Origin of the sequence: Halapricum hydrolyticum, assembly GCF_025517535.1 — an archaeon.
In the GTDB taxonomy this organism is placed as follows: Archaea; Halobacteriota; Halobacteria; order Halobacteriales; family Haloarculaceae; genus Halapricum; species Halapricum hydrolyticum.
Genome location: NZ_JAOPKC010000007.1, coordinates 103451 through 116111, shown reverse-complemented (window position 1 = coordinate 116111; position 12661 = coordinate 103451). Strand labels below are relative to the sequence as shown.

Below are 12661 nucleotides of genomic sequence, written 5' to 3'. Positions count from 1 at the left end.
GTTCAGGTAGCACAACCTCTCTCTACGCGGTTTCTGAAGATAACCTCATCAAAACGCTAGCGTCTCTCGGTTTCTCTCCTTAACCGAACACGGATGGTCCAGGGTGTAATAGCCATCACTACCGATTCGTCGAAACAATCTGCGAGGGCTGTGGACTCATCATTGACGAACAACGGATCGACCACGGCCCTGAATGGGAGGTAACGATCAAGACGAGTGGAAGATAGCTCTGCCTTCCATCAAATTTGAATAGTTCCTAATGCAACTATTTTCTATCTTGACGTACAAGAAGTCACTTGGTCAGCTCAGAGGGGTCCTCGGATTCACAGGATTTCTCATCTTAATCTATGCTGTAGAGCGACTTGCTGCGACTCTGTTGGGCTTTCCGAATGAACGACTGATGCTTGAAATGCTGAGTGTAGAGCAGAAGCGTCTCCTTGTATTCACGATAGGCCCGTTTGTTCACCGCGTCTCCGAAGCCTCCCCAAAATAGCTCAGCAGACATCCACACACCGCCATGTCCGCGGCCGTTTATCTCCCCCTGAGAGGGGTGCGGGGTGCAGACACCTCGCGAACTACCAATGGCGACGAGAGACATCTACGAGAACGGATTCGACGAGGACGTATTGAACGACGGGCTCACTCCGTGTCCAGAGTGCAAGGGCCAGGTGAGAACGAACAGCGTTGAAACTGTCTGCCAGGACTGTGGACTCGTTATTGACGAACAACGAATCGACCACGGTCCTGAATGGAGAACTCACGATCAGGACCAGCGAAAGCGGACGGGCGCTCCACTGACTGCGGCACGTCACGACCGAGGGCTGTCGACCGAGATCGGTCGCTGGAAAGATGCAAACGGGAACCAACTCTCCGGACGAAAGCGCCAGCGGCTCTCCCGAATGCGGCGGGAACAGAATCGTGGGCGGTTCCAGTCGAAAGCCGAGCGAAACCTCGCACACGGGCTGGGTGAAGTTCGAAGAATCGCGAGCGTCCTCGAGCTCTCAGGTTCGGTCCGTGATCAGGCGTGTGAACTGTTCCGGAGCGCTCAAACCGAAGACCTGCTTCGAGGCCGATCAATCGAGGCGATAGCGGCAGCTAGCGTGTACGGAGCCTGTCGCTGTAATGGTCACTCGCGGTTACTTGACGACGTCGTCGACGCAGCACGCGTCGAACAATCGAGAGTCGCGAATGCGTACAAGACGCTGAATACAGAACTTGGACTGCCGACCCAGCCTGTTCGCCCGAGCGAATTCATCCCCCGGCTTGCGTCAGAACTCAATGTTCCAGCGTACATCCGACAGCGCGCTCGGCGGTTGGCTGAACAGTCGGAATCGACAGAAGCAGTATCCGGCGTCAAGCCATCCGGATTTGCAGCCGCCTGTCTGTACAAGGCGAGTCGCGAAGAAGGACGGTGTCTGACGCAGTCAGAAGTCGCTGCGGCGGCGAAGGTGAGCGCAGCCACGGTGCGGTCACACAGTGCAAGCCTCGTCAAGCTGGTTGATTGATGACACTGAATCTGTGCCGAATTAAATGGCCCAGCAACCAACATTTACTATGTGTGTTCAGGTTGCTCATACCACTCGTAATCTTGAGAGCTGACTTTAGCAGTGTAGATTCTGCAATCAGACACTCTACAATATGATTCGAGCCCAGTGCTTGATTTTCATGCTCGCAACAGCGTTTATACATAGCCGGTTGGATGTGTTACTTCGAGGCCAGAAATCGTGATGGAGTACGAACCCTGTATTCTCTGCGGCGAACAACACCCCCCAGACCACTCCTCAATATCAATCTGTGACGGTTGTCAAGTATCTGAACCCACATTAACCGCCGGACTTCGGGCAAGTCACAAGATTCACTTCACTACCCAATTAGAACCCTTCATTACTGGAATCACGTGGTTTGACCTTCGGAAGACTGCAGCGAGACATAACGGTCAGATGTTTCAGCGCGAGCACGTTCATTCCATCAGACCTGCAAAGGTAGTCAACTCGCTATCATCACAGATACAACAGGTTGGACAACGCTCGGCGCTGACCTATCTGCATCTATTCCATGCGATGGGGGAATTATGGGCACAAACTGACTTTGGTGGAGCGACAGTTGGATTTCCAGCTGAAACGATCAAGATCGGTTTGGGTCTCGCAACATCCTCACATATCGAGCACCAAACCACTACCCGACTTACTGATTTTTACCCAGACCCTTCTGGCGTGTACAGTGGACCTCCTACGGAATCAATCACAGCTGAGCGACTATATGGCGTGGACCTCCACAGCCTGGTTGATTTGCTTGGTATTCTCCTCCAGGCATACAACGACCTGTATGAGAATTTTGAGAGCTTCGACCCAATGGATGATCTCGACCGAGTGCGGGCGACCGTTCGACGAGCGAAACTTTCTGCGAGTGATCACCTCGATCCTGCGTATTCACTGGCGACAATGGAGCGGTTGTACTCCCCGTTTACGTTGGCTTTTTTCGACGAATTTGACTTCGAGACTCGCGACGCAAGACACTATGCGGACGCAATGTTGCAGTTTTTCTATCATCGGCGAGCAATGCTTTATCAGGCTTTACGGTGGTACCAAGCCGATGCTCTCCGCGTTATCGGCAGTTACTGGCGAAACCGGGATGATATCTCGCCAGAAGAATTCACCACATCAGTTCCCGGGCGCGAGCGCCGCTTCGCTGAAAAAATGCAATGGGCACACGTTCTTGATAGTGCAGAGCGACTGCTCTGGTTTGATGCGGACACCCTGCGGTGCTGGGCAGGGATTCAGAACAAATCCCGGTTTGATTCGTTTCTCGACCGGATCAGTATCGGCATTGGTGAGACAGAATTCAGCAGGCTGTCCGAACATCTGAATCCTCTAGAGAAACACCCAATCGTAGAATCTGAAGGGCAATATCTCGTGCCACTGCCCACCCATTTTGCTGAGACGATGCTGAACACCTTCTATTTCGATCTGCTCAACATGGACGACCGAATCCGAGGTGATAGAAGTCAGCGCTGGGGCGATGTCATCGAACACTGGGCTATCGATAGTATTCAACGCTTGTTCCCTAATGCGGCGGTTTTAACTAGTGTCCAACTGGGAGATCTGGAGACTGATGCAGTGGTCCGATACGGTGATACCCTGTTGCTCTTCGAGATGAAATCGAAGCAGTTGACTAAAGAAGCATTTCAGGGAGATCCGGACGCTATTCGCGCAGATTTTGAGAATGGTATTGGCAGCGCAACATCTCAGTTGCAACAGAGAATTGAGTATCTCCAAGAGCAGGATGATGACGAGCTATCGCTTGAGCTTGATATGGATTTCAGTCAAATCGAACAATATCTACCGATAGGAGTAATGAGTACAACATACGGAAATCTGGCGACGACCGAATACACCCGGTTGCTAGACAGCGAACCCATCCCGTACATCGTGAGCGCACACCATCTGGAGCTCATCGCGCGAGTACTTGATTCCCCTGCCGATTTCGTACAATACGTCCGAGATCGTATCCATGCAAGTGATAAGGGATTCTTCAGGACGGATGACGAACTTGATTTCCTTGGGTTCTATACGCAACGTGGTAGCCTGCGTCCGACGTTCGAAGCCGTCGAAAATCTAGCTGAATCGGACCATACAGAGGTATTGAACAGTATCGCAGGGTTCAGAACGGAAGTTGATAATTATCTGATAGACAACAATTCGCTCGCATCTGTATCGTGGTTGGAACCCCCTGAATGACCATACCAGCCTCTACAGACTGAACCAAGGTATCTCTGGGCATAGTGATACGAACCTATTCACATTTAGTGCGAATAATCCGTTCACCACAGAGGAAATTGAACGCTTCAGGACTGACGTCCCCTTATGAATAGCCGATGTGTGAGTAAATCAGGTTCCACTTGGTCTCTGCAGACTGAGGTTTAAACGTGAAAACGGGAGAAATTGTACTTGAAGAACTCTATGAGTGGACGACATTCTGATTTCGAGGAACTTCGACCGCATGGAGAGGCAACCCAGATGCCCGACATAGAACTCTTAAGTTGTGATGATGACGAGCCGAGGTATCGACGGATAAATAACGCTTGTACAGGATATCCAAACAACGCGAAAGCAACAAAGAACGAGTGTTCTTCCTGTGGAGCAGTAGTTCACGCCTGCCAGACAAAGTGCCAGTTCTGCCTTACCAACCATCCTGGCGACACCAATAGCGACTACCATTCCTCTGAGGGTGAGTGGAACCTCCTTCACATCGTCCATCTGCTTGTCGAGGCGTCGACGTTCTACGCCGCCGTCGCGAAGGGTGCTGCTGCGGCCACGCTCCTCACAAAGGCTGACAGGGATCCAGCGGTCAACGACTGCCAACTGATCTACGACCTCAATACGGAGCCTGCCACACAGCTGTCCGACAAGTGGCCCTCGCTCCCCGAAGCAGTTCGGGTCACCTCCGAAGATGGTGAACAGCTTCTCGTAGCCGTTCGTGAGCGGACGGGGCAGACAGAGTTGACGCAGTCGCAGCGTAAGGGGGCGCACACAACGTTCCTCTACGAGGAGGGAGGGCACGGCGTTCGTGATGAAGATCGGCTTACAGAGCTACTTGAGAGCGCCGAGGACGACGTCTGGCTGGTGCCGTCGATTGCACTCCAGCGTTCCGTCGACGACGACCAGTCCGAGAATCGTCAACCCAGTGTTCCCTCGAAAACACGGCTTGAATGTCGCAAGTGCGGTCGAATGACTGAACATCAGTTCCAGGAGTTCGAGTCTCTCCCAGATGACGAGTGGTCGGGCCAGCCGATGTGGGAGTGTCAGGTGTGTCAGTCGCCTCGTCACGGACCAACTCCTCAGTAGGATACTCGGTTGAACAAGGACTTAACCAACGTATACCGTCGGTGCGAAAATTTGTTGGTTAAGCCTAGTGCAGGGCTTCAGCGGGAGACATCAGCGTACCTGCTTCGTTCTTCTGCGCCCGACGTCGGTAGAGGCGTACATCATGGATTCACGAGACACACTAGGATACCGGGTGTATCGCACGCTCAGCAATCTCAACAGCATCGATTCAGCTTCTCTTCCAGTCGATTTTGTCACCCCAAAGGGGTGCGGGGGCAGGAAAACGCCCTCGGGTGCAAACAATGGCAACACTCCAAGCAGCGACGACATCGACCGGCGCAGTCGTAACCGATGCACAGTCAGTACGCCATCTCTGCGAAGCACATTGCTTCGGGACCCTGAATTGGGAGGTGGACGAAGAAGGAGAGCTCGTCATATGGGGATACGATACCTTCGAGATCTACGAAACTCGTGAGGACGGGCTTCCTGACTACGAAGGTGGTCTCGCCACTCACGAGTTCCTCCGAAAGCTGACCAACTATCTCGAACCCGGTGAGGAATTCGACATCCAGACCGCGGGGTACACGAAATGTCGATTCCCGGTTCTGGCGAAACGGTACGTCATTCGTGAGGGGGACGTCCTATACGCAGACCTCAGTGAACCCAGTCCAGTCGAACAATAGCGGTCGAATTTCTCGACCAGAGTACTAGTATTTCGTCAAGTCGATTTGATTGACGAGCGCGTCGAACCGAGTAGTATGACGATCTGTGATAGCTGTAGCACCGCAGTCGAGCCAACAGCGAACTACTGTCCAGAGTGTGGCTCAGAACTCAAGCCAACCCGTAAGGATTGGTCTGACGGATTCCTCTCGATCGTAGACCGCGGCCATATCCAAGAGGCGATTGATGGAAATGAGTCGCTCCCGCCCGAGTATCACGACCGGTTGCACGAGACAGTACGCCACGCGCTCGCTGATTTTTGTCTGTTGAATCGGTGGGACGCGTTCGACAACACTGAGGCCCTATTCGGAGATCTCCCTGATGAGGAGATATCACCGGATGATTGGGAAGAGATCGAGAAGCTCGCTCGGTTGACCTGCCCATTTCGATTCATGCTTACAGCTGCAGGAACCGAACGAGTCAGCAAAATCCTCGAATTTAGTCTTCTCGTCCATCTGCAAGACTCGGACAAAACACTCGATGACGTGACGGTCAAGATCGAGATTGATGGCAACTGACCCCGGGTAATTGCTCTATGTTGGTACAAGAGCGCCAGAGGATGTTTTTCGATGGCTGAATGACTGAGCCCTCAGGGCTTCGTGATTCAATGTCTGAACAACCATCGAAAGATCCGTTTGAGGATTGTGATCTGAGCCCCGACGCGATTCTTGGCACTCGTACCTTCGAAGACGTACTATTCACAGATGAGACGGAAACACCCGTGAATGTGTTGACCGGTGAGACACCAGCACATTCGCAAGCAAGCGTAGACGAAGCTCGATCCTTCGCCGCGGGAATCGACAGTGACACACCGCACATCGCACTCCCGGCGTCAGTCGAAGCACAGGTCGAAACAGCAAGCAAGCCGTACACAGCTGCTGCCTTCTTCCACTTCAAGGCGACCGGGTCGCTCAAGCGACATCGTGCGTACCACGCCGCCTACAACTCGGATACGTTCTCAGTTGAGTTCGAGGCCGACTACGAGAGTGGAGACCTGACGATCACCGTCGTGGAGGAGGACTGCCAGTCGGAGATCGAGAACGTCTAGCCAGCATCGTCAGTACTATTTTTTGAGCGCCGGCGATGGGTGCCGGCGCATCACGTAGTGACGCGGTGTGCAGTCGCGTGCGTCGGCAGACAAAGGTGAAAACCGATGCACATGGTCATATACACTCTGGTAGAGGCATCGACGCGAGACGACGCAGTGGCCACCGGCAAAGCAGTGTTCGATCGGCTGGTTGGAGCCGATTCGCACGCTGGCGCCGTATTCGACTACTTCGTCACGTTCGATCAAGAAGGCACCACGGTGGCAGGGAAAGCCCGTTGGGGCGGCCTCCCAGTTGCAGCGCGCGTAGACTCTGACGAAGGCCAGGAGCTCCTGGAGCGCGGTTGGGGCGCGACGAATAGCGAGTTCCAGCGGAATCTCAATCGAGTACAGGAGGCGCTCGACGAGCTTAGCGATGATGAGATAATGCGTGATGAGAACCTCGCCCGGCATGCCTTCCATCAAGTCGGTGCCTACGACGGTCCCTCGATTTTCCTGTACGACCAACACGGTTGCGGGATTCGCCACCGAGACCAGCTGGATCGCATCATCGACGAGAGTGACGACCTCTGGGTCGTTCCGGCGGACGTTCACTTCTGAGGAGTGCCCGATATGCTACGGATCCTCTACTGAATCTTATAGAATCGAACAACGTGTGTGCAGTGTCGAAACACGGTACAAGATGAAGCTTCAGCTCCTGGGAGAAGTTCTACGATTTCAATAGCTACAAGACAATCTACTGGCTATATTGTCAGAACGTTCAGAGATGTTTGATGAGATAGAGACAGCGACCGAGGCCGAAGTGTTTGAAGTGCTCGGTCGGTACACGGCTGGGAATGTGGGGGTCGTTGAGGCGGCAATCGAACTCTCGATCGCTCCGGATGTGTTTCGTGATATTTTAGAACAACACGATATTGCAGTTAGAGAGCCTTCGAAGCAAGAAATCGTTGAGAACGTTGCTGAGTGTCTCCATGAGATGGACACCGGTGACGGATATCAGTACAGTCACTCTGATGAGAAGCAGGTTGAGGAAGGCATTAGCGCCATTATTGAGCGGGTAAACGTTGATACGGACCAGTTCCGGCTTAGTGAACAAAGACTACGAAAGCAGATTAAGGAATCTGTCTGGAAAGCGAAATCCGAGAATGGTGATACAGCAGACCTATTCTGGTCGGACATGGATGACATTCATCGAACTCTTGGAACACAGGACCGTACCACGTATACCATCGTGTTCCCACTCAATGTAGTATTTGACGAGGTTGAGCGACCAGATGAGTACGACAGTTTAGGATACTCAGTACAGGCTATTTCATCAGATGAGTGGGACGACTACTGCGACAGGGCGTATGAGGCAGAGCAGGAGAGGGCTGAAGAATCAGACGTAATCAATGACAGAAATAAACTTGAGGAGTGGTTTAGCGACTCGCCGAATCAGTTAGATCGGCAGGGGCAAACCTACTGGTTGATGGAAATTGATGCACTGGATCCGAGATATGCAAGCGATAGGTGTGTAGAGGCACTCCAATATCTGCTAGGCCGGATCAATTTTGCGCTAACTCGAAATCAGCTTGAGGGTATGCAGATAAACAGCAGTGTCTGGAACACACGGTGGCAGGACTTACGTCTCCCCTTTATTTATTTGGTTTTTGAGGACAGTGATTATTTGAAGTTCTCGTACAGTACGGATCCGACACCACGCCGTTCAACGATATTGGCCGGACACGATGCCTCCCGTTATACAGAATATTTTGATGAGATTCTCTCGTTGAACGGAAGTCTAAACGAAATGGAAGCCAGGCTCGTCAAATCAATGTCTTCGTTCCAAGATGGAGTGACGAATACTGACCGAGAAAACGCATTCCTAGATTACTGGCGAGGTGCTGAACGGCTCACATTGACCACTGAGACGGACACGACATCGACCGTTGTGCAGCGAGCGAGAACGGTGGCCAGATCATCGAATGTAGTAAGCCAGTCGACGGTCCGCGACAAACGGAACAAACTGGTGCATGAAGGTGACTCAGTAGAGATTACGACTGATGATACGAATACGGTGAAGGATATGCTGGAGGTCCTCATTCGCCTTTACGTCGATAAGAGTGGTGAATGGGGACATGAGGAGTTCCTGTTTTTCTTCGAACATGCAGATAAGAGTGACGCGGCGCTGGAGCACCTAGAGGATGACCGCCAGTCTGATATTGACATGGTTGAGGAAATTCGGCAGATGAGTTGAGAGATTAGAAATGAGGGAAGTGATACATTGTCCCCCGCTAGACCAAATTAAATTGATTTTGGGACCGGAGATCGAAAGGTAGACCGATGAACATGCGTGTCCTCGTGATGGATTACCCGCACAGAGTATATACGGATCTATGTTGGGAGACCTTCCATCGAACCGAAGGGGAATAGGGCAGGAGAATGATCAAATTAGCTCTGGGGCACAGCCAGTGATTAACCAACAAAACGGGTTATTCCTCGTAAAGTTGGTTAACGTGGTTTCTATGCTGCTGTAAGCTACTGCTTCAAGAGAGTTTTTCACCCCCTGAGGGGTGCGGGGGTGCTCGAACGAGTACCTTCGAACAGACCCATGAGTAGAACTATCGACTCACAGTCGCTCCAACAAAGAAGCCAGAGAAGTGACCGCAACATCGTCTACATCGGCTACCGACAGCGAGGGCGTGCCGTCGTGGAGAAGCTACCTGAACAAGAACGCCTCACTCCAGACCGAAGCCTCAAGCTGGTAAACCACAGTCCCTCGGGGTTCGAATGGGGATACAGTGGGAGTGGGCCAGCGCAGCTCGCACTCGCTCTCCTGCTCGACTACACCGAGGACGAAGAATTTGCGCTAACGCATTACACCCAGTTCAAGAACGAGGTTGTGAGTGAACTGGAGTGCGCCGGTCCCACAGAGCGTTGGCGACTCCCCGGTAGCGAGATTGAGTCCGCCCTTGGTGTGAACGGCCCAGAGGTTCTCGCAGCGTCTGCAGGACAGTGATATTGCCTGTTACAGGCTGCACGGATAACCCAAGGACGGCGTCTGATAGAATCGTGTTTTTTGCCCTCGGGAGGGGTGCGAGGACCTTCCAATAGTCCTCGTGGGAATAAAATGTCTGACTCGAAGCAACCAGCCACCGGCTCGGCAGAATCGGCAATGAACGGAGATCAAACGGAGCGAACAGAGCACGTCGAGCGCACTGATGTTGGTGTCTCGCTGACCGTGAAGCTCAAACGCGGAACCGGGACACGAGATGAAGACCAGATCAAAGCCAAGGTGAAGGCGAAAACGCTGGAAGACGCCCGCAAGGATATGGAGACGCTTCGCGAATACATCCACGACCTCGCCGAAGACGCTCGCCAGATCCAGCCAGCAGACCCACACGAATAGTACTTCTTTTGTCTGTTGCACAGAATTGTGTAACCATAGGATGTACGAAGTGTGCGGTGAGAAGGAACTCAAGGTCATTCTCGCGCTTGACCCAGGGGATTCCATCTCCGGCGTCGCGCGGAAGATCGACGAGAACCGGGAGACGATTCGGCGCGTCGTGAATCGCCTCGAAGAGGCGGGATACGTCGTGTACGATGATGGCCTCCAGCTCGTCGACCAGACGATCCGAGACGCCGGTCTCGAGTTCCTGACGGCGGCAGCAGGCATCTCGCCGCCGTCGATCTCGGAGGCGTACGTCCTCCCGCAGTTCGCGGGAATGGAGTATGCATTCACTGGCATCGATGCGGTCTACGTCTGGACCCGTGGTGGCTATCAGGTCGCTCGCGACCCAGAGGACTATCCGCTGTTCATCGCCGTCCACGAATCCGAACTCGACGCCTGGGTGGCGTTCTTCGATCGGTTCGGAATCTCGACTGCAGAGGAGCGCCAGCCCGCTGACGACCTCGATGGTTCGATACAGGTGGTACTCGAGTCGGAGGCACAGATCGAGGCCGAGATGGTCGACGGACGGCCCGTTATCTCCCTCCAAGAAACCGTAGCGTTCGCAAACGAGCACTACGCACACTTCCAGTCAGCCCTCGACATGCTCGACCGTATGTACGACGAGGTCGACACTGACGCGAATTACCGCCCAAACTAACCTGGGTTGCCTGCAGTCGAAGACGATATTCGGTGGGGCCTGAATACGTATAGCCGGTCACGAAAGCAGGTCAACTTAGAGCCGTTTTTTTTTTCGCCTCAAAAGCGCGGAGGCGAACATCAGTGAGTGAGTCAGCAGATCAATCTGTAGAATCGAAGGGTCTTACGCCAAAACAGCGTCTCGAGCCACCAAACACTCGACTCATCAACGCCGGTATCGTGACGATCAACGACATGGAGACGCTGCGAGCCTGCGTTGCCTACGAGAATGCGAATCAGGGACGTGTTCAAATTCTCCGGCGTCTCGAACATCAGGCACAAGAAATCCGCTCACAAGAGGAGTGACACAACGTTAGAGGCGAGAATATTATAGCTCAGACTATTATAGTCTGATTCCTAACTCTGGACGCATAGGAAGTCGCCTTATTCTGCCGCTCTGGGTTCAGACGCTCGGTCGAAGAAGCTGCGGACGAGCGTGATAATCTCCGTCTTTTCTATCTCTCCGAGATCGTTGCCGTCCTCGAGAGTAGAGCCGATGAGTAACGCCGGATAGTAACAGCTGGAAAGGGTTTTACGATCCCCTCGTCGTCGGGTACTCCCGGGGATACGCCGATCGGCTCGCTCACGAGTTCTCAGAGCCGAGCGACTGGCGTGGTCGTCGCGTCCACATACTTGGAGGGAGTCCGACTCCCAACACCAACCCGAGCCATTTTAAATACAAGCATCTATATATGAAATACAGATGGTGGAAGGCTCACGCACTCGAACCGTTCCCATCAAACTCGATGTGGACGAGAGTGCCGCTGACCTCCTCCACCAGACAACCGACCACTTCCTCGACGCCGCCAACTATGTCGTAGACGTAGCGTGGGAAGCAGACTGGAAAATAACCAGCAAACAGAAACTCCACGACCGCACCTACTATGACGTTCGAGACGGCTCACCGCTTCCGGCCAACCTCGTACAAGCCGCACGCAACCGCGCCGCAGAAGCAGTCAAAGGCTGTGTCGAACGTTGGAAAGAAGGCAAGAAAGCCTCGAGACCACACTTCACGTCACGGTTCGCCAGCTACGACGCACGAACCGTCACCGTCAACGACGACCACGCAACCCTCGCCACCATCGACGGACGAGTGACCGCAGGATTTGTCCTCCCCGACGACCAGCGAGACACACCTCACTCGGCGTACTTGTTCAATGACGATTACGACGTGAAAGGGGCCACACTCCATTACGACGAAGTTGAGGACTGTTTCTACCTTCACGTGCGGACAAAACCCGCTGTGGAGAACGATGATGCCGGACAAGGCGACACTAAGCACGTTTCCGTCCTTGGTGTTGACCTCGGTATCACAAACATCGCAACCACCTCAACCGGACGCTTTTGGAGCGGTGGTGAAATCAACCACTGGCATCGAGAATACGAGAAACGCCGTGGCGATCTCCAGCAGACAGGAACTCGGTGGGCACACGAGAACGTCCAGCGAGTCGGCCGCAAGCAAACCGGGCGTTTCGAGCAGATGCTTCACACCATCTCGAACGGAGTAGTTGAGGAAGCCCTCGAAAACGACTGTACGCATATCGTATTCGAACAACTCAGGGGAATCCGCGAACGCTTGCCGCACGCGAAAGCGGTTCACAAGTGGGCGTTCCACCAGTTGTTCGAGTATGTCACGTACAAAGCCGAATCAAACGGACTCGAGGTGACGCAGATTAATCCAGCGTACACGAGTCAACGGTGCTCGAAATGTGGGTTTACCCACGAGGATAATCGTTCACACAACACCGGTCAGGACGAGTTCGATTGTCTGAAGTGCGGATACGATGTTCACGCGGATTACAACGCGGCGAAGAATATCGGTCTGAAGTATCTCCGCGACCAGCAAAAGTCTGGGCGTGGAGGCGCACCCGTAGGCGTGCGCTTGAACAGCGGGATGTTGAACGTGAACGGCGAGTATTCGCCTACTGCTCTCAGCAGTTAGAACGG

Annotated in this window: 13 protein-coding genes and 2 pseudogenes; all 15 read left to right on the top strand. The window is 53.4% G+C overall.

The window, feature by feature from the left end; translation table 11 throughout:
• Window positions 1-86: 86 nt before the first annotated feature.
• Window positions 87-197: pseudogene (locus tag OB916_RS17010) on the top strand (TFIIB-type zinc ribbon-containing protein); the annotation flags it as partial.
• Window positions 198-581: 384 nt separating this feature from the next.
• Window positions 582-1505 (top strand): TFIIB-type zinc ribbon-containing protein, encoded by a 924-nt coding sequence (locus tag OB916_RS08700; RefSeq protein ID WP_315908903.1) that lies wholly within the window; start codon window positions 582-584, stop codon window positions 1503-1505.
• Between the two features lie 435 nt (window positions 1506-1940).
• Window positions 1941-3737: a hypothetical protein gene (locus OB916_RS08695; RefSeq protein ID WP_315908902.1), complete on the top strand. Its 1797-nt coding sequence runs from the start codon at window positions 1941-1943 to the stop codon at window positions 3735-3737.
• A 222-nt stretch (window positions 3738-3959) separates the two neighbouring features.
• A complete protein-coding gene (locus OB916_RS08690) occupies window positions 3960-4844 on the top strand; it encodes a biosurfactant protein 1 (RefSeq protein WP_390884065.1) in 885 nt (294 codons plus the stop codon).
• 281 nt (window positions 4845-5125) lie between these two features.
• Window positions 5126-5506, top strand: coding sequence for a hypothetical protein (locus OB916_RS08685; RefSeq protein WP_315908900.1), 381 nt, complete (start codon window positions 5126-5128; stop codon window positions 5504-5506).
• Window positions 5507-5581: 75 nt separating this feature from the next.
• Window positions 5582-6061 (top strand): hypothetical protein, encoded by a 480-nt coding sequence (locus tag OB916_RS08680; protein ID WP_315908899.1) that lies wholly within the window; start codon window positions 5582-5584, stop codon window positions 6059-6061.
• Between the two features lie 89 nt (window positions 6062-6150).
• The gene (locus OB916_RS08675) at window positions 6151-6591 is read left to right on the top strand and encodes a hypothetical protein (RefSeq protein ID WP_315908898.1); all 441 of its coding nucleotides are present in this window, start codon (window positions 6151-6153) and stop codon (window positions 6589-6591) included.
• Window positions 6592-6696: 105 nt separating this feature from the next.
• The gene (locus tag OB916_RS08670) at window positions 6697-7188 is read left to right on the top strand and encodes a hypothetical protein (protein ID WP_315908897.1); all 492 of its coding nucleotides are present in this window, start codon (window positions 6697-6699) and stop codon (window positions 7186-7188) included.
• Between the two features lie 166 nt (window positions 7189-7354).
• The gene (locus OB916_RS08665; protein ID WP_315908896.1) at window positions 7355-8824 is read left to right on the top strand and encodes a hypothetical protein; all 1470 of its coding nucleotides are present in this window, start codon (window positions 7355-7357) and stop codon (window positions 8822-8824) included.
• 354 nt (window positions 8825-9178) lie between these two features.
• Window positions 9179-9586 (top strand): DUF6166 domain-containing protein, encoded by a 408-nt coding sequence (locus tag OB916_RS08660; RefSeq protein ID WP_315908895.1) that lies wholly within the window; start codon window positions 9179-9181, stop codon window positions 9584-9586.
• A gap of 111 nt (window positions 9587-9697) precedes the next feature.
• Complete coding sequence (locus OB916_RS08655) at window positions 9698-9976, top strand: DUF7389 domain-containing protein (protein WP_390884064.1); 279 nt, start codon at window positions 9698-9700, stop codon at window positions 9974-9976.
• 40 nt (window positions 9977-10016) lie between these two features.
• Entirely contained in the window at window positions 10017-10676 is a 660-nt protein-coding gene (locus OB916_RS08650) for a helix-turn-helix domain-containing protein (protein ID WP_315908893.1), read from the top strand.
• Window positions 10677-10798: 122 nt separating this feature from the next.
• Window positions 10799-11020, top strand: a complete 222-nt coding sequence (locus OB916_RS08645) for a hypothetical protein (RefSeq protein ID WP_315908892.1) — start codon at window positions 10799-10801, stop codon at window positions 11018-11020.
• Between the two features lie 230 nt (window positions 11021-11250).
• Window positions 11251-11361: pseudogene (locus tag OB916_RS08640) on the top strand (DUF6610 family protein); the annotation flags it as partial.
• Window positions 11362-11417: 56 nt separating this feature from the next.
• The gene (locus OB916_RS08635) at window positions 11418-12656 is read left to right on the top strand and encodes an RNA-guided endonuclease InsQ/TnpB family protein (RefSeq protein ID WP_390884063.1); all 1239 of its coding nucleotides are present in this window, start codon (window positions 11418-11420) and stop codon (window positions 12654-12656) included.
• The last annotated feature ends 5 nt before the right edge of the window (window positions 12657-12661 follow it).

Coding starts and splice junctions, on each gene's coding strand:
- OB916_RS08635 (WP_390884063.1), top strand. CDS start 11,418: ATGGTGGAAGGCTCACGCACTCGAACCGTTCCCATCAAACTCGATGTG.
- OB916_RS08665 (WP_315908896.1), top strand. CDS start 7,355: ATGTTTGATGAGATAGAGACAGCGACCGAGGCCGAAGTGTTTGAAGTG.
- OB916_RS08655 (WP_390884064.1), top strand. CDS start 9,698: ATGTCTGACTCGAAGCAACCAGCCACCGGCTCGGCAGAATCGGCAATG.
- OB916_RS08690 (WP_390884065.1), top strand. CDS start 3,960: ATGAGTGGACGACATTCTGATTTCGAGGAACTTCGACCGCATGGAGAG.
- OB916_RS08685 (WP_315908900.1), top strand. CDS start 5,126: ATGGCAACACTCCAAGCAGCGACGACATCGACCGGCGCAGTCGTAACC.
- OB916_RS08670 (WP_315908897.1), top strand. CDS start 6,697: ATGCACATGGTCATATACACTCTGGTAGAGGCATCGACGCGAGACGAC.
- OB916_RS08675 (WP_315908898.1), top strand. CDS start 6,151: ATGTCTGAACAACCATCGAAAGATCCGTTTGAGGATTGTGATCTGAGC.
- OB916_RS08660 (WP_315908895.1), top strand. CDS start 9,179: ATGAGTAGAACTATCGACTCACAGTCGCTCCAACAAAGAAGCCAGAGA.
- OB916_RS08695 (WP_315908902.1), top strand. CDS start 1,941: ATGTTTCAGCGCGAGCACGTTCATTCCATCAGACCTGCAAAGGTAGTC.
- OB916_RS08680 (WP_315908899.1), top strand. CDS start 5,582: ATGACGATCTGTGATAGCTGTAGCACCGCAGTCGAGCCAACAGCGAAC.
- OB916_RS08700 (WP_315908903.1), top strand. CDS start 582: ATGGCGACGAGAGACATCTACGAGAACGGATTCGACGAGGACGTATTG.
- OB916_RS08650 (WP_315908893.1), top strand. CDS start 10,017: ATGTACGAAGTGTGCGGTGAGAAGGAACTCAAGGTCATTCTCGCGCTT.